General features: G+C 63.1%; 16 protein-coding genes and 3 tRNA genes. 15 read left to right on the top strand and 4 right to left on the bottom strand.

What is annotated here, in order from left to right:
- Positions 1-3: 3 nt before the first annotated feature.
- Positions 4-714: a (5-formylfuran-3-yl)methyl phosphate synthase gene (locus Q8R75_RS16555; RefSeq protein ID WP_305612945.1), complete on the top strand. Its 711-nt coding sequence runs from the start codon at positions 4-6 to the stop codon at positions 712-714.
- A gap of 482 nt (positions 715-1,196) precedes the next feature.
- Here Q8R75_RS16555 and Q8R75_RS16550 read toward each other — a convergent pair whose 3' ends face one another.
- From Q8R75_RS16550 to Q8R75_RS16540, 3 genes are read right to left on the bottom strand one after another with little or no spacing between them, the layout of a single operon-like run.
- The gene (locus Q8R75_RS16550) at positions 1,197-2,564 is read right to left on the bottom strand and encodes a sigma-54 dependent transcriptional regulator (protein ID WP_305612065.1); all 1,368 of its coding nucleotides are present in this window, start codon (positions 2,562-2,564) and stop codon (positions 1,197-1,199) included.
- Positions 2,561-2,998 (bottom strand): universal stress protein, encoded by a 438-nt coding sequence (locus tag Q8R75_RS16545; protein ID WP_257078442.1) that lies wholly within the window; start codon positions 2,996-2,998, stop codon positions 2,561-2,563. The genes Q8R75_RS16550 and Q8R75_RS16545 overlap by 4 nt, the downstream gene beginning before the upstream one ends.
- Before the next feature lie 57 nt (positions 2,999-3,055).
- Positions 3,056-3,847 (bottom strand): outer membrane protein assembly factor BamD, encoded by a 792-nt coding sequence (locus Q8R75_RS16540; protein WP_305612068.1) that lies wholly within the window; start codon positions 3,845-3,847, stop codon positions 3,056-3,058.
- On the opposite strand from Q8R75_RS16540, the gene rluD reads away from it, so the two are divergent.
- From rluD to Q8R75_RS16475, 13 genes are all read left to right on the top strand, one after another.
- Positions 3,846-4,811 carry a 23S rRNA pseudouridine(1911/1915/1917) synthase RluD gene (rluD, locus tag Q8R75_RS16535; RefSeq protein ID WP_305626177.1) on the top strand — a complete coding sequence of 322 codons (966 nt, stop codon included), beginning with the start codon at positions 3,846-3,848 and terminating at the stop codon, positions 4,809-4,811. The two genes, Q8R75_RS16540 and rluD, sit on opposite strands and share 2 nt — an antisense overlap.
- Positions 4,808-5,563 carry a peptidoglycan editing factor PgeF gene (gene pgeF / locus Q8R75_RS16530; RefSeq protein ID WP_305612072.1) on the top strand — a complete coding sequence of 252 codons (756 nt, stop codon included), beginning with the start codon at positions 4,808-4,810 and terminating at the stop codon, positions 5,561-5,563. Before rluD ends, pgeF begins: the two co-directional genes overlap by 4 nt.
- 32 nt (positions 5,564-5,595) lie before the next feature.
- On the top strand, positions 5,596-6,486 hold the full coding sequence (locus Q8R75_RS16525) for a ZIP family metal transporter (protein ID WP_305612074.1): 891 nt from the start codon (positions 5,596-5,598) through the stop codon (positions 6,484-6,486).
- A gap of 514 nt (positions 6,487-7,000) precedes the next feature.
- Positions 7,001-8,704, top strand: a complete 1,704-nt coding sequence (phaC, locus tag Q8R75_RS16520) for a class I poly(R)-hydroxyalkanoic acid synthase (RefSeq protein ID WP_305626178.1) — start codon at positions 7,001-7,003, stop codon at positions 8,702-8,704.
- Positions 8,705-8,771: 67 nt separating this feature from the next.
- Positions 8,772-9,512 carry an acetoacetyl-CoA reductase gene (gene phbB, locus Q8R75_RS16515; RefSeq protein ID WP_305612766.1) on the top strand — a complete coding sequence of 247 codons (741 nt, stop codon included), beginning with the start codon at positions 8,772-8,774 and terminating at the stop codon, positions 9,510-9,512.
- A gap of 85 nt (positions 9,513-9,597) precedes the next feature.
- A complete protein-coding gene (locus Q8R75_RS16510) occupies positions 9,598-10,338 on the top strand; it encodes a beta-ketoacyl-ACP reductase (RefSeq protein ID WP_305612768.1) in 741 nt (246 codons plus the stop codon).
- 152 nt (positions 10,339-10,490) lie between these two features.
- Positions 10,491-11,093, top strand: coding sequence for a polyhydroxyalkanoate synthesis repressor PhaR (gene phaR, locus Q8R75_RS16505; RefSeq protein WP_305612770.1), 603 nt, complete (start codon positions 10,491-10,493; stop codon positions 11,091-11,093).
- Positions 11,094-11,168: 75 nt separating this feature from the next.
- Positions 11,169-11,708: a GNAT family N-acetyltransferase gene (locus tag Q8R75_RS16500; RefSeq protein ID WP_305612774.1), complete on the top strand. Its 540-nt coding sequence runs from the start codon at positions 11,169-11,171 to the stop codon at positions 11,706-11,708.
- A gap of 18 nt (positions 11,709-11,726) precedes the next feature.
- A complete protein-coding gene (gene rimO, locus Q8R75_RS16495; protein WP_305612777.1) occupies positions 11,727-13,058 on the top strand; it encodes a 30S ribosomal protein S12 methylthiotransferase RimO in 1,332 nt (443 codons plus the stop codon).
- Between the two features lie 2 nt (positions 13,059-13,060).
- Positions 13,061-14,491, top strand: coding sequence for an FAD-binding oxidoreductase (locus Q8R75_RS16490; protein ID WP_305612778.1), 1,431 nt, complete (start codon positions 13,061-13,063; stop codon positions 14,489-14,491).
- Between the two features lie 122 nt (positions 14,492-14,613).
- Positions 14,614-14,689, top strand: a tRNA-Ala gene (locus Q8R75_RS16485).
- A gap of 35 nt (positions 14,690-14,724) precedes the next feature.
- Positions 14,725-14,800: transfer RNA gene (locus Q8R75_RS16480), tRNA-Glu, on the top strand.
- A gap of 55 nt (positions 14,801-14,855) precedes the next feature.
- Positions 14,856-14,932: transfer RNA gene (locus Q8R75_RS16475), tRNA-Asp, on the top strand.
- Positions 14,933-15,043: 111 nt separating this feature from the next.
- Here the strand turns inward: Q8R75_RS16475 and Q8R75_RS16470 are convergent.
- Positions 15,044-16,051 carry a GGDEF domain-containing protein gene (locus Q8R75_RS16470; RefSeq protein ID WP_305612779.1) on the bottom strand — a complete coding sequence of 336 codons (1,008 nt, stop codon included), beginning with the start codon at positions 16,049-16,051 and terminating at the stop codon, positions 15,044-15,046.
- A 161-nt stretch (positions 16,052-16,212) separates the two neighbouring features.
- Here Q8R75_RS16470 and Q8R75_RS16465 point away from each other — a divergent pair, with 161 nt between their 5' ends.
- Positions 16,213-19,878, top strand: coding sequence for a DUF748 domain-containing protein (locus tag Q8R75_RS16465; RefSeq protein ID WP_305626181.1), 3,666 nt, complete (start codon positions 16,213-16,215; stop codon positions 19,876-19,878).
- Positions 19,879-19,895 lie beyond the last annotated feature (17 nt).

Genomic DNA, 19,895 nt, shown 5'->3' with positions numbered 1-19,895 from the left:
CGCATGCTCGCCAGCGTGCGCGACCGGGCCGAGGCGCTGATCGTGCTGGAAGCCGGCGTCGACCTGATCGACCTGAAGAACCCCGCCGACGGCGCACTCGGCGCGTTGCCGGTCGATGTCATCCGCGACGTCGTCGATGTCGTTGCCGGCCGCACGACCACCAGCGCCACTGCCGGCAACATCGAGCCCGATGCCATCGGGCTGCAGGTGGCGATGGCGAGCATCGCAGCCACCGGCGTCGACTACGTGAAGGCTGGCCTGTTTCCGCGCGGCTGGACGCACGGCGGGCGCGACTACGCCGGGGTGTTCGGCTGTCTCACCGCGCTGCAGCCGCTGCCGGGCACACGCCGCATCGCGGTCATGTTCGCCGACCTCGCGCCGTCGCTTGATCTGGTCGACGCGGTGGCCGAGGCCGGCTTCGACGGTGTCATGGTCGACACCGCGCTGAAGCAGGGCCGCAGTCTGTGCGACGTTGCTTCTTCTGACTGGCTGGCAGATTTCATCGCACGCGCTCGCGGCCGCAGTCTTCTTTGCGGTCTGGCCGGGTCATTGCGCATCGAACATATAGACGTGCTGGCTGCGCAGGCTCCGGACTACCTCGGCTTTCGCGGCGCGCTGTGCGTCGGGCGCGAGCGCGGCAGCGAACTCGACCGCGAAGCAGTGCGGCGCGTGCGCCAGCGGCTGCGCGCCATCGAGCACGACGCGGTCGTCTGATGGCTCGTCGGTCGCCCGTCTTCAGCCCGTTGTTGGGCATCGCTGCGCACACCCCAACCTACGAACTACCCTCCGTACTGTGCGACCCGTAGGTTGGGGTGAGCGCAGCGATGCCCAACGAATCGGCCGTACCACCCACGTCGCCGGAGCAAACCGGTCGTTTGCTGAACGCCGGATGTGGGGGATCGGCTGTGCGTCGAGCGCGAGCGCGGCAACGGCTGCGCGCCATCGAGCACGACGCGGTCGTCTGATCGCTCGTCGGTCACCCGTCTTCAGCCCGTTGTTGGGCATCGCTGCGCTCACCCCAACCTACGAACTTCCCTACGTACTGTGCGACCCGTAGGTTGGGGTGAGCGCAGCGATGCCCAACGAATCGGCCGTACCTCTGGCACCGCCGGAGCGACGCATGCGTCGCTAAACCCCTTGTGAGGGAGGTCGGCTGGGTACAGCCGACCCGTGTCGCCGGAGCGACGCATGCGTCGCTAAACCCCGGCGACACCCCACTGCGCGCATTTGCGTTCTATCGTCTTGCGCGACACGCCGAGCTGGCGGGCGGCTTCGGATTTGTTGCCGCCGCAGGCGGTGAGTACATCGAGGATGTGCTTGCGTTCGACGTCATCGAGCGCGGTACGCTCGCCTGCGGCGGGGGCGGGCGGGGTCAGGCTGCCGAGGGCGTCGGCCGGAAAGTAGCCAAGGATGAGGGCGCGTTCGACCAGATTGCGCAGTTCGCGGATGTTGCCGGGCCAGTCGTAGCCGGCCATGCGCAGCACAGTTTCGCGGTCGAGCGGAATCGGCGCCACACCGAGGCGGGACGACAGTTGCGCCATGAAGTGGGCGACCAGCAGCTTCACGTCTTCACGCCTTTCGCGCAGCGGCGGAATGGTGATGCGCACGACGTCGAGCCGGTAGAACAGGTCCTGGCGGAAACGGCCGGTGCGCACTTCGGTGGCGAGGTCGCGGTTGCTGGCGGCGACGATGCGGATGTCGACCGGGACTTCGCGAGTCGAGCCGACGGGGCGGATCATGCGGTCTTCGAGCACGCGCAGCAGCTTGGTCTGCATGGCTTGCGGCAGCTCGGAAATTTCATCGAGGAACAGCGTGCCGCCCTGGGCGTAGAACAGCAGGCCGGGGTAGTTGTCCTGTGCGCCGGTGAAGGCGCCTTTTACGTGGCCGAACAGTTCGGATTCGATCAGTTCTGCGCTGATGGCGCCGCAATTGACAGGCACGAACGGGGCGGCGGCGCGCGGGCTCATCTGGTGCAGTGCGCGCGCAGCGACTTCCTTGCCGACGCCGGATTCGCCGGTCAGCAGCACGGTGCTGGGCATCGCTGCGGCGCGCCGCAGTACGGTGGCCAGTTCGCGCACCGGCGCGGATTCGCCGACCATGCCCTCGACGCCTTCGGTCTGGCGTGCGATCTCCCGGCGCAGCACATAGTTCTCGCGCAGCAGCCCGGCGCGGTCGAAACAGCGGCCGACGGCATTCATCATCTGGTCGATGCGGAAGGGCTTCAGGATGAAGTCCGACGCGCCGGCACGCAGTGCGTTGATGGCGGTTTCGATATCGGCAAACGCGGTGATCAGGATGACATCGCACTGGTGCCCCTGTTCGCGCAGTTCATTGAGCCATTCGAGGCCGCTGCGGCCGGGCAGGGTGATGTCGAGGATGATGAGATCGAAGTGAAGCCGGGTGAACAGCTGCTGCGCGGTTTCGACGCTGCAGGCGGCTTCCACCAGACCGCAGCGCGAACCCAGAGCGCGCGTGATGAAGCTGCGCATGCCTTCTTCGTCATCGACCACCAGCACCGAGTACTGCTGCCAGTCGCGCGTGCCCGCGCGCGCCGCAGCCGTCACGGGTTCTGCACGGCGACCAGGATGCTGCACGGCGCTTCTTCGACCAGCGAGGCGCCGACCGAACCCTTCCACCAGCGCTCGAGCCGCGACGGGTGGTGTTTGTGTCCGATAACGATGAGGTCGACCTTCAGTTCGCGCGCCATGCGGCTGATTTCGCGCACTGCGTCACCGGTCACCAGATGACCGGCTGCCTTGACATTGCGCGCGGCAAGCTGGGCCAGGCCATCGTCGAGCACCTGCGCAAAGCGCGCGTTTTCCTCTTCCTGCGGCACGTCGGCGACAAAGCCTTCGGCGACGAACAAGGTCGGCGCAATGGGCGCGACCGCGAGCAGGTGGATGTCGGCGTGCAGCAGGTTGTTGATGTCGGCACACTCGAACAGTGCGCGGCGGCCGGATTCGGATCCGTCGTAGGCGAGCAGGACCTTGCTGTACATGGGACGCTCCCTGTCGATGCAGTCAGATCTGCCGCGCGGGACTGCGCGGCACGATGTTTACCAGAGCTTCCACCACGGGTCGTCCTTGCCGTCCTGGAAGCCCAGTTCCGGATAGGTGCTGTCGGGGAAGTTCTTCACCATGACGCGCTGGGCGTCTTCCTGCAAGTCACTCAGGCCGAGCTGTTCGTACGAGCGGGTGAGGATGTACAGCGCTTCTTCGGTCGACGGCGATTCCTGGAAACTGCTGATCGCGAACTGTGCGCGGTTGGCGGCGGCGAGGTAGGCGCCGCGGCGGAAGTAATAACGCGCCACATGTACTTCGGCGGCGGCCAGCGCATTGACCAGGTAGCCCATGCGCGCCTTGGCGTCAGGCGCATACTTGCTGTCCGGATAGCGGGTGATCAGCTCCTTCAGCGCATCAAACGAGTCGCGCAGTCCCTTGGGGTCGCGTTCGGTCATGTCCTGACGCGAAATCTTGCTCATGAAGCCCATGTCTTCATTGAAGTCGACCAGCCCGCGCAGATAGAAGATGTAATCGATGTTCGGGTGATTGGGGTGCAGACGGATGAATCGCTCGCAGGCGGCAAGCGCCTGTACGCGGTCACCCGAGCGGTAATAGGCGTAGGCCACCTCGATCTGCGCCTGCTGCGCGTAGCGGCCATACGGGTAACGCGCTTCCAGTTTTTCGTACATCTTGACCGACTGATCGAAGGCACCTTCGTCGAGCAGCTGCTTCGCTTCGGTGTAGAGGCGCTGCGCCGACCAGTTGGCAGTTTCGTCGATCTTCTTCGGCAGGATGTTGCAGCCTGCGGACAGCACCACGAACACTATCGTTAAAATACGCCACATGACCGCACCAGCCCTGGAAGAGATTCAAGACGACGATTATATCGCCGAGCAGCCCGGTCATCGACTTCATGCAGTGGTACCGCCCGGCGTGGTCGGCCAGCGACTTGACGTGGTGCTGGCCGCAGTGTGGCCGCAGTACTCGCGGGCACGCCTTCAGGACTGGCTGCGCGCGGGCCGGGTGAAAGTGGACGAGGTACCGGTGAGCGACACCCGGCGCCGCACCTTCACCGGCGAGCGGCTCGAACTTGATCCCGACGCACCCGCGCCCGATACCGTGCATATGCCGCAGGACATCCCGCTGCACATCATTCATGAGGACGACACACTGCTGGTGATCAGCAAGCCGGCCGGCATGGTCGTGCACCCGGGTAATGGCGTGCCGGACGGCACCTTGCTCAATGCGCTGCTGCATCACCGCCCGGCGCTGGCGCAGGTTCCTCGCGCAGGCATCGTGCACCGGCTGGACAAGGATACGACCGGCCTTCTGGTAGTGGCCTGTACGCTGGAAGCACAGACCGATCTGGTGCGCCAGCTGCAGGCGCGCTCCGTGTCGCGTCGTTACATTGCAGTGGTCAGCGGCGCCGTGCGGGCCGACGGGGTGGTCGACGCGCCGATCGGCCGTCATCCGGTGCACCGCACGCGCATGGCCGTCGTGCCGACCGGGCGGCCGGCGCGTACCCACTACGCCGTGCGCGACCGGTTGCGCGATGCCACGGCCCTCGAGTGCCGGCTGGAAACCGGCCGCACGCATCAGATACGCGTGCACATGGCATCCATTGCTCACCCGCTGCTCGGTGACGACACCTATGCGCCACGCCCGGTTGCGGCGCAGTTCGGCCGGCAGGCGTTGCACGCCTGGCGCCTCGGGCTGATTCACCCACGCAGTGGCGTCGAAGTCGCCTGGGAGGTACCGCTGCCGGACGACATGGTGCAACTGATGGACAGCCTGCGGGATCCCCGATGACGCTGCCGCTGATCCGCCCCGACTGGCCGGCCCCGCCCGGCGTGCACGCGGCCGTGACGACCCGTATCGGTGGGGTCAGCCAGTGGCCGTTCGGTCCGTTCAACCCGGCGTCGCACGTGGGCGATGATCCGGCTGCGGTTGCAGCCAATCGCGCGCTGCTGCGCGATTGCCTGCCGGCCGAACCACTGTGGCTCGATCAGGTGCACGGCGTGGACGTGGCGGATGCCGATATCGCCGGCACCGCGCGTGCCGACGCATCGGTGTCGCATCAGCCGGGATCGGTATGCGCCGTTCTGACCGCCGACTGCCTGCCGGTGCTGTTCTGCAACCGACAGGGTACGGTGGTGGCCGCCGCGCATGCAGGCTGGCGGGGTCTGGCCGCAGGGGTGCTCACCCTTACCGTCGAGCGTATGCGCTGTCCGGCGAGCGACATCCTTGCCTGGCTGGGTCCGGCCATCGGGCCGGACGCCTTCGAGGTCGGACCTGAAGTGAAGGACGCCTTCGTCGCGCGGCTGGCCCGGGCAGAAGATGCCTTCAGGCCGGGTGAGGGCGACCGGCTGTTTGCCGACATCTATCGGCTGGCCCGGCTCGAACTGGCACAGGCAGGTGTACAGGCAGTCTATGGCGGCGGTTTGTGCACGGTCGGTCAGTCCGGCCTGTTCCATTCGTTCAGGCGCGACGGCCATACCGGGCGCATGGCCAGTCTGGTCTGGCGGACGGCAGGCCCCGCTGCGCCGCCGGATCAAGGATAATCCGGCCTCTTTTCAGCTACGCGCTGCACTTTATGTCTGTACTAATGTGGATCGTGCTTGCCTCGTTCGTGGGTGGCGTGATCAGTGTATGTGCCGCTGCGCTGGTCGGTTTTGCCGCGAAGCCGCACACGATTCCGCTGCTCATCAGCTATTCGGTCGGTGCGCTGCTCGGTGCATCGTTGCTGGGTGTGCTGCCCCAGGCGATCACCGAAATCGGCAGCGTCGAGTTGGCCACGAGCATACTGCTGGCCGGCATCCTCGGTTTTTTCCTGCTCGAAAAGCTGGTGCTGTGGCGGCACTGCCATGAAGTCAGCTGCGAGGCGCATGATCCGGTCGAAGTGAAGCGCACTTCGACGGCGCATTCGTACCGGCCGGTCGCGCCGGCCACTGCGCCCGTGGCGCTCCAGGCGCACAGCCACGTCGCGGGCGGGGGCCATGCGCATGGCTATGGCAGCGAAGAATCGATGCGCAGCGCATCGTTGATCCTGATCGGCGACGCCTTCCACAATTTTGTTGATGGCGTACTGATCGCCGCTGCCTTCACACAGAGCATTCCGCTCGGCATCGTCACCGCGACCGCCATCGTGGCGCACGAAATTCCTCAGGAAGTGGGCGATTATCTGGTGCTGCTGCACTCGGGCATGAGCCGCATGAAGGCGCTGGCCTTCAATCTGCTATCGAGCATGGCTACGCTGGTAGGCGCCGTGGGCGCGTACTTCGCACTGGCGTCGATGTCAGGGGCGGTGCCCTACCTGCTGTGCATCGCGGCTGCCAGCATGATCTATGTTGCCGTCGCCGACCTGATCCCCGGACTGCACCGTCGCGCCGAGCTGTCCGCCACCATTCAGCAGGTGGTGCTCATTTCGGCCGGCATCGGCAGCATCGTGCTGATCCACCATCTGGTCGACGGATTCGCCCACTGAAGCTTCGGCTTGTGCGAGCAGCGATTTCCGGTACGCGGCACGCCGTCGGGCCGGCGTGCCGAAAATCCACAAAAAGAGGGCCAGTGGCGCCAGACCGTAGAAAACAAAGGTCATGATGCCTGCGATGATGGACTGTTCGGTGATCGACATCATCAGCACGACGTAGATCCAGGCGATGGCGACGATGTACATCCGGTGTGACTCCTTCCGCAATCCGGGATTGACACAGTTTTTGTGCAATGCAACAATTCCCGGCGATGCTGAACTGTGCAAGATATAAATGTGCTGCATTCATGCAATGCCGGACCTGAAGGCAGGTCCCTTTAATGTTGCCGCTGCTATGCTCGGTGGCCGTATATCCGTACCCGATGACGCTGCAGCTTACCGTCGCTTGCCGTGCATCCGGGTACTTCAGGAACGACAGGGATCGAAATAGATGAGCAGCGAATCGGCAAGCCCCGGGTCTTCTTCATTGCCTTCTTCCGGCGAGCAGACCCAGGACTGGATGGCCATCATGACTGCCATGAGCCGCAACTTCAGCGATTTCATGGCACGCCAGCAGCGTCCCGACGCTGCCGGTGTCACATCCGCTCAGACACCGTTTCCGTCAAACGGTTTTCCGCCGCCCGAAATCGAGCGCTTCAACGCCCTGCACCAGCAGTGGCTGACCAACCAGCATCAGCTCTGGCAGGCGTTCACTCAGCGCAAACCCGATGAAGCGGGCACTTCGGTGGTCAGGATGGATCCGTCGGATCGTCGCTTCCGGGCGCCGGAATGGTCGGAAAGCCCGTATTTCGACTATCTGCGCCAGGCTTATGCGCTCAATTCGGCCTTCATGCGCGAGTGTGTCGAAGCGACTCCGGTGGCAGACGGACGTGCCAAGGACCGCATGCGCTATCTGTCAAAGCAGATGATCGAGGCGATGTCGCCGGCGAATTTCGCCGCGACCAACCCCGAATTCATCCAGACGGCGCTGCGCACCGAAGGCGAAAGCATCCGCAAGGGCATGGAAAACCTGCTGCGCGACCTGCAGCAGGGCTACATTTCCATGTCGACACCGGGCGCCTTCGAGGTCGGCAGGAATCTGGCGGTGACGCCCGGTTCCGTGGTGTTCGAAAACACGCTGATACAGCTGATCCAGTACGCGCCGCTGACCGCAAAGGTACATGCCAAGCCGTTGTTGATCATTCCTCCCTGCATCAACAAGTACTACCTGATGGACCTGCAGCCGGAAAACTCGCTGGTGCGCTACCTGGTTGAGCAGGGCTTCACGGTATTCCTCGTGTCGTGGCGAAATCCCGACGATTCGATGGGCACACTGACCTGGGAAAACTACCTCAGTCTCGGCCCGCTGACAGCGCTCGAAGTCGTACGCGACATCACCGGTGATATGCAGCCGAACACGCTGGGTTTCTGCGTTGGCGGCACCATTCTCGCTTCGGCGCTCGCCGTGGCCTGCGGTCGTGGCGAAAAACCGGCCGCCAGCATGGCCTTGCTGACCACGCTGCTCGACTTTTCCGACGCCGGCGAACTCGCCTGTCTGATCGATGAAGGCATGGTGGCCGCACGCGAAGCATCAATCGGTCGCGGCGGTGTGCTGCCCGGGCGCGAACTGGCGCAGACCTTCAGCAGCCTGCGACCCAACGATCTGATCTGGAATTACGTAGTCGGCAACTACCTCAAGGGCGAAACGCCACCGCCATTCGACATCCTGCACTGGAACTGCGACAGCACGAATCTGCCCGGGCCTTTCCTGGCCTGGTATCTGCGCAATCTGTATCTGGAAAACAGCCTGCGCGTTCCGGGCAAGCTCGAAGTACTCGGCGTACGGCTCGATCTTGGCAAGATCGACATGCCGGCTTACCTGCTCGCCACATCGGAAGATCACATCGTGCCGTGGACAGGCGCCTATCTGGCGCGTGGCCTGCTCGGTGGCGAAACCACCTTCGTGCTCGGCGCAAGTGGTCATGTTGCCGGCACGATCAATCCGGTTTCGAAGGACAAACGTTCGCACTGGACCGGCGGTGACGCATCGAATGCGCTCGAGTGGCGCGCGGGTGCGACCGAACATCCCGGCAGCTGGTGGAAGCACTACGCCGCATGGCTGGCAGGCAAGTCCGGCAAGAAGGTCGCCGCGCCGAAAGCCCCCGGAAACGCTCGACACACGGTGATTGAAGCGGCACCCGGACGGTATGTGAAAGGGTTGGCAACGACTTGAGAAATGGCAGCCTTAAAGAGGGGGGCTGCGGCAGCGAAATACCCTCACAAAATCGGAGGAGACAAGCATGGCAAGAGTTGCACTGGTAACGGGCGGCATGGGCGGACTGGGCGAAGCGGTCTGCATCAAGCTCGCTGCATTGGGTTTCCGCGTGGTCACCACGCACAGCCCGGGCAATACGAAAGCAGCCGAATGGCTGCAGTCGATGAACAACATGGGCTACGGATTCAAGGCTTATGCGTGCGACGTGTCCGATTTCGATTCGTGCAAGGCGTGCGTGGAAGCCGTGACCAAGGAAGTGGGACCAGTGGATGTGCTGGTGAACAACGCCGGCATCACCCGCGACATGACGTTCAAGAAGATGACGGCAGCGGACTGGAAAGTAGTGATTTCGACCAATCTCGACTCCTGCTTCAACATGACCAAGCAGGTCATCGACGGCATGACCGAGCGCAAGTGGGGCCGCGTCATCAATGTGTCGTCGGTCAATGGCTCGAAGGGTGCCTTCGGCCAGACCAACTATTCAGCAGCCAAGGCCGGCATGCATGGCTTCACCAAGGCGCTTGCGCTGGAAGTTGCGCGCAACGGCGTCACCGTGAACACGATTTCGCCGGGCTACATCGGCACCAAGATGGTGATGGCGATTCCGCAGGACATCCTCGACAGCAAGATCCTGCCGCAGATTCCGGTGTCGCGTCTGGGAAAGCCGGAAGAAATCGCAGGCCTGGTGGCCTATCTGGCGTCCGACGAAGCCGCTTTTGTGACAGGCGCCAACATTGCAATCAACGGTGGTCAGCATATGGCCTGACCGCCAGCGCGGATTTCCGCGCAAAACTTCCACCCCGTCCGGCGGGGGTGGAAGCTCACTGACGCAGCTGGCTGGGAGATGAGAGATGACGAAAAGAGTGGCGCTGGTAACCGGCGGTATGGGCGGCTTGGGCACGGCAATCTGCAAGGCACTGGCAAAGGACGGCTACACCGTGGTGGCCAACTGTCTGCCGGGTTTCCCGCAGAAGGACGAGTGGCTGACGAAGATGCAGACGGAAGGTTTCGACCTGAAGGCCGCCGAAGGTGACGTGTCGGACTATGAGTCCTGCAAGGCCATGATCGAAAAGGTCGAACAGGATTTCGGGCCGGTGGACGTCGTCGTCAACAATGCCGGCATCACCCGCGACAAGTTCTTTTCGAAAATGGACAAGGGCCAGTGGGATGCAGTGCTGACCACCAATCTCGACAGCCTGTTCAATGTGACTCATCAGGTCGCTGGCCGCATGGCCGAGCGTGGCTGGGGACGCATCATCAACATTTCGTCGGTCAATGGCGTCAAGGGTCAGGCAGGCCAGACGAACTACTCGGCAGCCAAGGCCGGCGTGATCGGCTTCACCAAGGCACTGGCAGCAGAAATGGCAACCAAGGGCGTCACCGTGAATGCCATTTCGCCGGGCTACGTCGGCACCGAAATGGTCATGTCGATCCGCGAAGACATCCGCCAGAGCATCATCGACTCGGTGCCGATGAAGCGCCTGGGCAAGCCGGAAGAAATCGGTGCGGCGGTGTCTTATCTTGCGTCGGAGCTGGCAGGTTATGTCACCGGCGCAACGCTGAACATCAACGGCGGGCTCTACTACCAGTAAGCCTTGGCGTCTGAACAATCAGGGCGCAAAGTATCAAAGCAAAGGCCTTATGCGGCACTGCCGCATAAGGCCTTTGCTTGCTGTATGATCAAAAATGTTGCGGACGGAACCCACCGTCCCGACGCAGAGCCATCGAGCGAGGACAGGACACAATGAGCGTTTCGCAAAGCCGCGAGGGGACCAGTTCCACCCACAGGCTGATCAAGAAGTACCCCAACCGCCGGCTTTACGATACCCGTACGAGTTCCTACATCACATTGTCCGACGTAAAGGAATTGGTCCTTGAAAACGCGGAATTCCAGGTTGTCGATGCCAAAACCGGCGACGACCTGACGCGCAGCATACTGCTGCAGATCATCATCGAAGAAGAGAGTGAAGGCGTGCCGATGTTCACCTCCGACCTGCTGTCGCAGATGATCCGCTTCTACGGCAACGCGATGCAGGGCATGATGGGCAAGTACCTTGAGGGCAACATCAAGGCATTCACCGACGTCCAGTCCAAGTTGCAGGATCAGGCGCGCGCCATCTACGGCGACAACAACGCCATGAGCAAGGATCTGTGGGCCCAGTTCCTGAACTTCCAGGGTCCCGCCATGCAGAGCATGATGGGTGCCTACATGGAACAGAGCAAGCGCATGTTCGTGCAGATGCAGGAACAGATTGAACAGCAGACGCGTTCGATGATGTCCGGCTTCAAATTCCCGGGCTTCACGCCGCCGCAAAGCGGCGACAAGGGTCCGCCTCCGGCCAAGTAAGCGGCGACGAATGACCGGGCGCACCACCCAGAGCCGATCCGCAGGGTCGGCTTTGTCGTCTGCGGACATGCCGCGTTGATCAATGCCTCCCTGCTTGCCGGCCGACTTGTGCTGGTGCCGATGACGCATGACGACGTATCCGATCTCGCACTGATCGCAGCCGACACGTCGATCTTCCGCTATATCCCCGACATTCCGCTGCCTTTCGACGCCGGACGCTGGGTGCGCAGCGTGATTGCCAACGACGCGCACCGCATCAAGCACGTGATCCGTCTCAGAACAGGCGAGCCGGTCGGCTTCCTGCAACTCGGGCAACGGCGCAACGGCGACCTGCAGATCGGCTATTTCCTCGCCCGCGCGCACTGGGGGAACGGATTTGCTCGCGAGGCCTGTCTGTCCGTGCTCGGGTTTGTCGCCAGTCTGGGCGACGAACGGCCGGTGCATGCTGCAGCGCACCGCGACAATCTGGCTTCGCTCCGCATGCTCGGATCGATGGGCTTTCGCCGCCTTGGTTCGATGCCGCCCCAGGCCGATCTGCCGCCTGACATGATCGACCACGTCCGGCCGCCGTTCCAAGCGGTCCGGGACGAGCGGGGCGGTATACTTGCGCGTTGATTTCCTATCGAGTGCTTCATGAGCAAGAATCCGAGTGTGGGCTTCCTCAGCCTTGGGTGTCCCAAGGCCACGGTAGACTCCGAATCCATCCTGACCCGGCTGCGCTCCGAGGGCTACGACATCTCTCCGACCTACGACGGTGCCGACATCGTCGTGGTGAACACCTGTGGCTTCATCGATGCTGCGGTCGAGGAGTCGCTGGACGCGATCGGCGAAGCCCTGGCCGAGAACGGCAAGGTCATCGTGACCGGCTGCATGGGTGCCGAAGGGCCGAAGCGCCAGCAGGTGCTGGAGACGCATCCGCAGATATTGGCGGTGACCGGTCCGCATGCGACCGAGGAGGTCATGAATGCGGTGCATCGCCATCTGCCGAAGCCGCACGACCCGTTCACCGACCTGGTGCCGCCTCAGGGCATCCGGCTGACGCCGTCGCACTATGCCTACCTGAAGATTTCCGAAGGCTGCAACCACCGCTGCAGTTTCTGCATCATTCCATCGATGCGCGGCGACCTGGTCAGCCGTCCGATCGGTGACGTGATGCGAGAGGCGGAAACGCTGCGCGACGCCGGAGTGCGCGAGCTGCTGATCGTGTCGCAGGACACCAGCGCCTACGGTGTTGACGTGAAGTACCGAACCGGTTTCTGGGGCGGCAAGCCGCTGCGCACCAAACTGTACGATCTGGCCAGTGCGCTGGGCGAACTGGGCATCTGGGTACGCATGCATTATGTATACCCGTACCCGCACGTCGACGACATCCTGCCGCTGATGGCCGAAGGCAAGATACTTCCCTATCTCGACGTACCGTTCCAGCACGCCAGCCCGCGCATCCTGAAGGCGATGAAGCGCCCGGCCAATGCCGAGAACAATCTGGAACGCATCCGCGCCTGGCGCGAAATCTGTCCGGACATCACGATACGCAGCACCTTCATCGCCGGCTTTCCGGGCGAAACAGACGCCGAATTCGAAGAACTGCTGCAGTTCCTCGGTGAAGCGCGGCTGGACCGCGTCGGCTGCTTCGCCTATTCGCCGGTCGATGGCGCGACTGCCAACGATCTGCCGGGCGCGGTGCCGGAAGAGGTGCGCGAAGAGCGCAGGCAGCGTCTGATGGAGTTCCAGGAAGACATCAGCACGCAACGTCTCGAAGAGAAGATCGATCGCGAAATGATCGTGCTGGTTGACGAAGTGGATGACGATGGTGCCCTCGCACGCAGCGAGGGCGACGCGCCGGACATAGACGGTCTGGTGCACATTCTTGACGGGCAGGACCTCGATGTCGGCGACTTCGTGCGCGTACGCATCACCGACTGCGATGTGCATGACCTGTACGCCGAGCTGGTCATCGAGGACTGACGATGGAGCGCGAGCGCATCGCTGACGCGCTCACCAGGCTGCGCGACATCGTCGGCGATGCCCATGTTCTGTCTGCCGCAGGCGATACCGCCCGGTACTTTACCGACTGGCGCGGCCGCTACATCGGCGATGCGCTGTGCGTCGTGCGCCCGGCGACGACCAACGAGCTGTCACGCGTCGTGCGGCTGTGTGCCGACGCCGGGCTGCCCATGGTGCCGCAGGGCGGCAATACCGGCCTGTGCGGCGGCGCCACGCCGCGCGCAGGGCAGGGCGAGGTGCTGGTCAATCTGTCGCGCCTGAACCGCATCCGGGCGCTGGACCGCGATAACGCGTCGATCACTGTGGAAGCAGGGTGCAAGCTGGCTACGGTTCAGACGGCCGCGCGCGATGCCGGCCTGCTCTTTCCGCTCAGCCTCGCGTCGGAAGGATCGTGCGAAATCGGCGGCAACCTGTCGACCAACGCGGGCGGCGTGCATGTGTTGCGTCATGGCAATGCGCGTGACCAGGTGCTCGGACTGGAGGTCGTGCTGCCCGACGGTCGTATATGGGACGGTCTGCGCGCCTTGCGCAAGGACAATACAGGCTATGACCTCAAGCACATGTTCATTGGCGCCGAGGGCACGCTGGGCTTCATCAGTGCCGCTGTGCTGAAGCTGTCGCCGCTGCCGGCCCACTCCGCGCTTGCCTGGGTGGCGATGGATGATGTCCAGCGTGCGATCGATCTGCTGGCGCAGCTGCGCGCCCAGGCAAGTGACGTACTCAACGCTTTCGAACTGGTCGGGCGCGAGGCGCTGACACTGGTGCTCAAGCACATGCCAGACACGCGCGACCCCTTGTCCGGCGTTGCGCCCTGGTATGCGCTGATCGAGCTGTCAGGTAACCAGCCCGGGCTCGATGAGCGACTGGGTGAGATTCTGGGGGCCTCGATGGAGCAGGGAGTGGTGTGCGATGCAGTGATCGCGCAAGATCTTTCGCAGGCGGCTGCACTGTGGGCGCTGCGCGAAAACATTTCCGAGGCGCAGCGCATCGAGGGATTCAGCGTCAAGCACGACATCAGCGTGCCGGTCAGCGCGATTGCGCGTTTCATCGATCAGGCGGGCGAGCGCATCGCGCAGGCGTTGCCCGGCGTACGTATCGTGGTGTTCGGCCATGCCGGCGACGGCAACCTGCACTACAACCTGTCCTTCCCGCAGGCAGACGACAATGCGCGTCTACTGGCCGACGCTGTGACTGCCAACGCGCTCGTCTACGAAGCGGTGCGCGTGCTGGAGGGGTCTGTATCCGCCGAGCACGGCATCGGCCAGCTCAAGACACAGTTGCTGGCTGAGTGCAAAAGTCCGGTGGAGCTCGACCTGATGCGCGCGGTGAAACGCGCGCTGGATCCGCACGCGCTGATGAATCCAGGAAAACTGCTGCCACCGCCTTTGAACTGAAGGTGCCCCCTTATATGCTAAACACCTACTCCGATGGAATGCATGAGCGTGTCGGGCAAAAATAATCGGCTGGCTCACTTTACAAAGCGCCCGGACTGCTTATAATGCGCGTCTCTTTCGACGGGGGTATAGCTCAGCTGGGAGAGCGCTTGCATGGCATGCAAGAGGTCAGCGGTTCGATCCCGCTTACCTCCACCAAGCGAAAGAGAAGAAGCAAAAGAAGCAAAAACTAGGTCCCCATCGTCTAGAGGCCTAGGACACTACCCTTTCACGGTAGGTACCGGGGTTCGAATCCCCGTGGGGACGCCAGTGATTTCGCTGGTCAGTCAAGTGAGTCCGGAAATGCTAGTGCCGGCACCAACAAGGAGTGGTAGTTCAGTTGGTTAGAATACCGGCCTGTCACGCCGGGGGTCGCGGGTTCGAGTCCCGTCCACTCCGCCAGCAATAATCGGGGCGCTGCATGCGCCTCGGTCAAAGAAGGGGCCGCTCATATGCGGCCCTTTTCTTTTGTCGCCCGATTCGCGTTCCGTAGAGAACAGTCTGCGAGTCGGTTCAGAACAGTTCGATTTCGCCGCAGTTGTCCACCTCGAGCAGTTCGTCGCTGCGCAGCAGAGCCTCGTGCGAATGCACCTGGTTGCGCCCGTGCTTCTTCGCGTGATACACGGCGCGGTCGCCACGGTCCACCGCGCTGCTCGCATTGTCCATCGCGCGAACGCGCGTGAACCCGACGCTCGCGGTGACTGTGCCGACCCGCGGGAAATTGAAGCCTGCAAGCTGTTCGCGGAAGAACTCGAAGGCGAGCATGGCCTCGCCTTCGTGCTCGGCACGCAGCAGCACGATGAATTCCTCGCCGCCGAAACGATACAGCTGCTCGCTCTGGCGAAAAGCACTGCGCAGCAGGCGGGCCACGAGCAATAAGACCTCGTCGCCGATCAGGTGACCGAAGTTGTCATTCACCTGTTTGAAATGGTCGATATCGATGACGCCCAGCCACCAGGACAAAGGCCTGTCGTCCTTTGTCGGTTCGATGCATTTCAGGAACTGTTCATCAAAGGTCTTGCGGTTCAGCAGACCTGTCAGGCTGTCGCGTTCGCTGTAGTCGAGCAGCGTGATCTGGTTGCGATATATCTTCAGCAGGCCGGTCACCAGCCGGAGCTGAACTGCCAGCAGAGGCTGTTCGCTGATCAGTTCGATGATGCCGAAGCGTCGTGGCCCGGCCCATACCGCGAAAAGATTGAGCCACGGACCGTCATCGTCGCGCAGCGGCAGATCAAGCAGCGGTTCGTCCTGTGCGAAAGCCTGTTCGAACTGGGGGCGCGACAACAGCTGTGGCAGCGCTTCGAGTGGTGTCCAGGAAGGGTCCGCCGCAACCATGCCTTGACCTTTTGCCATAGCCGCCTGCAGCAGAAGACGCAGGTCTGAACCGTCGCCGACGCAGCGGTACAGATTCAGCCGCATCGGGTCGAGCCAATCCCCCAGTACCGAAACAAAGGTACTGTCGATGAGATCGCGGTCACGGTATCCGGTGAGATTGGCGACTGATCCGATGAGATCTGACATAAACGGCGGCGTGTCCGGAAACAGGAGGATCGTTGTGGTTATCGGCCCGGACCCGCAGGCACTTGAGTGCCGTCCGCGGCGACAGTCATCGCAGGTTCCCGGGCCTCCGCCGGTGCCGGGCGGTGATACGCTCCGTTTTCCCCGTGCCCGATGGATGCAGCATGCCTGTCCACATTCTTGATTCCCGCCCACGCCTTCGCAAGACCTTGATCGGTTTGATCATTTTTCTGGTCTTGTTCGGCCTGTTCGGATTCTTTGCAGCGCCGCACGTCGTGCGGTCACTGGCAGAAAAGCACGGCTCGGAGTTTCTCGGCCGACAGCTCACGCTGAACGAGGTATCGATCAACCCCTATACGCTCGAAATGTCTCTGGTCGGCCTGCGCGTCCTGGAGGCGAACGAAGAAACCGAGGCGCTGAGCCTTGCCCGGCTGGCGGTGGATGTGGAGTGGTCTTCGGTATTCCGTGGCGCGCCGATCGTGCGCTCGGTAGAGATCGATCAGCTGCGCGTCCGGCTTGCGCGCATCGATTCATCGACCTACAACTTCAGCGACGTACTGAACAAGATTCTCGATCAACCCCCGACCGACGACGAGCCGGCGCGCTTCTCGATCAACAACATCGTCCTGCGCGGCGGTCACATCGATATCGATGACCAGCCATTGGGGCGGCAGCATACGATCAGCAACATCGAAATCGGTCTGCCCTTCGTGTCCAATCTGCCGTCCGACATCGAGCTTCATGTCGAGCCGTCGATCTCCGCGCGGGTCAACGACGCAGCATTTGCGTTACAGGGCAAGGTGCGGCCCTTCATCGACGAGCGCGAAGCGACGCTCAAGCTGGAACTGAAGGCGTTGGGCCTGGCGCGAAGCGACGAATACTCTCCGGTACCGCTGGATTTCCGCATTGCCGCTGGCACGCTTGATACCGACATCGAGATCGGTTTCCGGCAGCCATTGAAAGGCGAGCCGCGCATCACGCTGCGCGGCACCCTGGGCCTGCACGATCTGAAACTTGACGACAAGTCCGGTGCAGCGTTGATCAAGCTGCCGGCGCTCGATGTCGTGCTCAACGAAATTGAGCCGCTGATCGGCAAGGTGGACATCGCCAGCGTCCGCATCGACCAACCGGACATTGATGTCGCGCGTGCAAAGGACGGCCGCCTCAACCTGTTGTCGCTCGTGCCATCGGCCAGGACGGAGCAAGCCGAACCCGCCCCGGCTGATGCTCCGGCCGCTGCGTCGCAGGCGGCAGCGACGACGAAGCCGGACATCAAGATAGCGCTGTTCGAAGTGGTGCAGGCACGCATCGGGGTCAGCGACGCGCTGCCGGTGCGCCCGTTCGCCTTTGTCGTCGAACCGATCGACATCGTGCTGCGCGACTTTTCACTGCAGGGCGACGTGCCGGCCACGCTGGTGGTCGACGCAAAAGGCGAGGGCGGTCTGCAGGTCACGGTGGATGCCCGTGCGACAGCCTCGACGATGACTGTCGAAGGAGAGCTGACGGTCGCCAGCCTCGACATCCCGCGCTTTGCCGGGTATCTGCCGGCGTCGCTCGACTTCATGATCGAACAGGCGCAGGCGCGGCTGGGTACGAAGCTCAAGGTCGCACTGGTCGAGGGCGTGCCCCAGGGTCAGGTCACCGTGACCGAGGCGGGGGTGGCCGGGCTCAAGCTGGTGCGCAAGGGCGCCAAGCAGCCGTTCGCGCAGGCGGACGACATCGTGCTGTCCGGCGCAACGGTCGATCTGGCGGCCCGCACGGTGAAGGTGGATGCGCTCGACATCGTGCAACCGAAACTGCGCGCCGCGCGCGAAGCCGATGGCAACATCGATCTCGCAGGACTTGTCGTGGCGCCGCCGCCGCCGATGGCAACAGCATCGATCGCAGCCGACTCGCCGCAGCAAGGTGTGCCCTGGACCGCGTTACTCGGTGCCTTCCGCCTGACGGACGGCGCGGTCCGGTTCGAGGACCGCACGCTGAAGAAGCCTGGTGTGGTCGAACTGGACAAGATCGCGTTGACCGTGGACAACATCGGCACCGACAAAACCCTCAAGTCGCGTGTCGATCTGGCGTTTCGCGATGCAGCGGGCGGCTTGTTCGGCGCGCGCGGCGGCTTTTCGCTGCAACCGGTGTCGGCCGGCCTGAAACTGGATGCGCGACGTCTTGACCTGCTGGCAGGACAACCGTGGATGGCCGAGCGGCTCAACGCCGAATTGCTGCGCGGCAATGTCAGCCTGCGCGGTGACCTGGGCGTGCAGGTCGCCCCGGCAGGCAGCTGGGCCTTGTCATGGAACGGCGAGACGACCGTGGCCGACGTCCATCTGACCGACAAAATACACGCCTCCGACCTGCTCAAGTGGCGCTCGCTGTTCATCGGTGCGGTGGCGTTGAAGCTCGACAGCAGCAAATCCGACCTGCTGTCGTCGCTGTCGGTCGGCGAGGTTGCGCTGTCCGATTACTTCGCCCGCATCATCCTGTCGAAAGAGGGCCGGCTCAATCTGCAGGACATTGTGAAGCAGCCGGCCAGCGCCTCCACGTCGGTTGCGCCACCCATCGCGCCGATCGTTGCCGCGCCGCCGGCCAAGCCCAAGCCACCGGCCTCACAGAGCGCCGCACTGGCCAGGATGATCGATGCAGCGCGGCCGCCGGTCGACGTGAAGACGATTGTGTTGCAGGGCGGACAGGTTGATTTCAGCGACTTCTTCATCAAGCCGAACTACCGCGCGCAATTGTCGAAACTTGGCGGGCGGGTGTCCGGCCTGAGTTCGAAGTCGGGTACCGCGGGCGAGGTCGAACTGCGCGGCGTGGTCGAAGGTTCGGCGCCGATCGACATCACCGGACGCATCAATCCGCTGGCCGGGCCGCTATTTCTCGACATCAAGGCCAATGCGCGCGGCATCGAGCTGGCGCCGCTTTCGCCCTACTCGGGCAAGTACGTGGGTTACGGCATCGAGAAGGGCAAGATGAGTGTCAGCATCGCCTACAAGATCGAGAATGACCAGCTCACGGCGCAGAACAATGTGGTGCTCGACCAGCTCACCTTCGGCGCGCCGGTCGACAGCCCGGACGCGATCAAGGCACCGATTCTTCTCGCGGTGTCACTGCTGAAGGACCGCAACGGCGTCATCGACATCCATCTGCCGATCAGCGGGTCGCTGTCTGATCCGCAGTTCTCGATCGGTGGTCTGGTGGTGAAAGTGATCGTGAACCTGATCGTCAAGGCGGTCACATCGCCGTTTGCATTGCTCGGATCGCTGTTCGGATCCGACGCCGACCTCGACCACGTCGCGTTCGAACCGGGCCGGGCTTCGCTCGGCGACACCGCGCGCGGCAAGCTCGATACGCTTGGCAAGGCGCTGACCGATCGGCCGGCATTGAAGATCGAAGTGACTGGCCGTACCGACCGAGCGACCGACGCGGAAGGCTATCGCCGTGCGCTGCTCGACAACAAGGTGAAGGCAGTCAAGGCGGCGAAAAGCAAGTTGCCGGTCAATGAGGTGGTGGTTGATCCGGCCGAGTACCCGGATCTGCTGGAGACGGTTTACAAAGCGGCCTCGTTTCCGAAGCCGCGCAATATTGTCGGGCTGACGAAGAGCCTGCCGGTCGGCGAGATGGAAACGCTCATCATGACCAATACCGAAGTGAGCGACGAAGATCTTCGCCTGCTCGGCCTGGCGCGCGCGCAGGCGGTGAAGGACTATCTCGCGCAGCAGGCAAAGATCGATGACGCACGGCTGTTCGTCATTGCGCCGAATACGGTCGCGAAAAACGGCGAGAAGACAACTGATGACAAGGCATCACCGGCTCGCGCCGATTTTTCGATCAAGTAGGCTGCCTGGGCAGCCGG

It is taken from the genome of Methyloversatilis sp. (genome assembly GCF_030696805.1).
Taxonomy (GTDB): Bacteria; Pseudomonadota; Gammaproteobacteria; order Burkholderiales; family Rhodocyclaceae; genus Methyloversatilis.
Note: the sequence above shows the minus strand (reverse complement) of the source record. Positions and strands in the feature narration are given on the sequence as shown.

Coding starts and splice junctions, on each gene's coding strand:
- rluD (WP_305626177.1), top strand. CDS start 3,846: ATGACCGCACCAGCCCTGGAAGAGATTCAAGACGACGATTATATCGCC.
- Q8R75_RS16545 (WP_257078442.1), bottom strand. CDS start 2,998: ATGTACAGCAAGGTCCTGCTCGCCTACGACGGATCCGAATCCGGCCGC.
- Q8R75_RS16555 (WP_305612945.1), top strand. CDS start 4: ATGCTCGCCAGCGTGCGCGACCGGGCCGAGGCGCTGATCGTGCTGGAA.
- Q8R75_RS16540 (WP_305612068.1), bottom strand. CDS start 3,847: ATGTGGCGTATTTTAACGATAGTGTTCGTGGTGCTGTCCGCAGGCTGC.
- Q8R75_RS16510 (WP_305612768.1), top strand. CDS start 9,598: ATGACGAAAAGAGTGGCGCTGGTAACCGGCGGTATGGGCGGCTTGGGC.
- phaR (WP_305612770.1), top strand. CDS start 10,491: ATGAGCGTTTCGCAAAGCCGCGAGGGGACCAGTTCCACCCACAGGCTG.
- phbB (WP_305612766.1), top strand. CDS start 8,772: ATGGCAAGAGTTGCACTGGTAACGGGCGGCATGGGCGGACTGGGCGAA.
- phaC (WP_305626178.1), top strand. CDS start 7,001: ATGACTGCCATGAGCCGCAACTTCAGCGATTTCATGGCACGCCAGCAG.
- Q8R75_RS16470 (WP_305612779.1), bottom strand. CDS start 16,051: ATGTCAGATCTCATCGGATCAGTCGCCAATCTCACCGGATACCGTGAC.
- Q8R75_RS16465 (WP_305626181.1), top strand. CDS start 16,213: ATGCCTGTCCACATTCTTGATTCCCGCCCACGCCTTCGCAAGACCTTG.
- rimO (WP_305612777.1), top strand. CDS start 11,727: ATGAGCAAGAATCCGAGTGTGGGCTTCCTCAGCCTTGGGTGTCCCAAG.
- pgeF (WP_305612072.1), top strand. CDS start 4,808: ATGACGCTGCCGCTGATCCGCCCCGACTGGCCGGCCCCGCCCGGCGTG.
- Q8R75_RS16525 (WP_305612074.1), top strand. CDS start 5,596: ATGTCTGTACTAATGTGGATCGTGCTTGCCTCGTTCGTGGGTGGCGTG.
- Q8R75_RS16490 (WP_305612778.1), top strand. CDS start 13,061: ATGGAGCGCGAGCGCATCGCTGACGCGCTCACCAGGCTGCGCGACATC.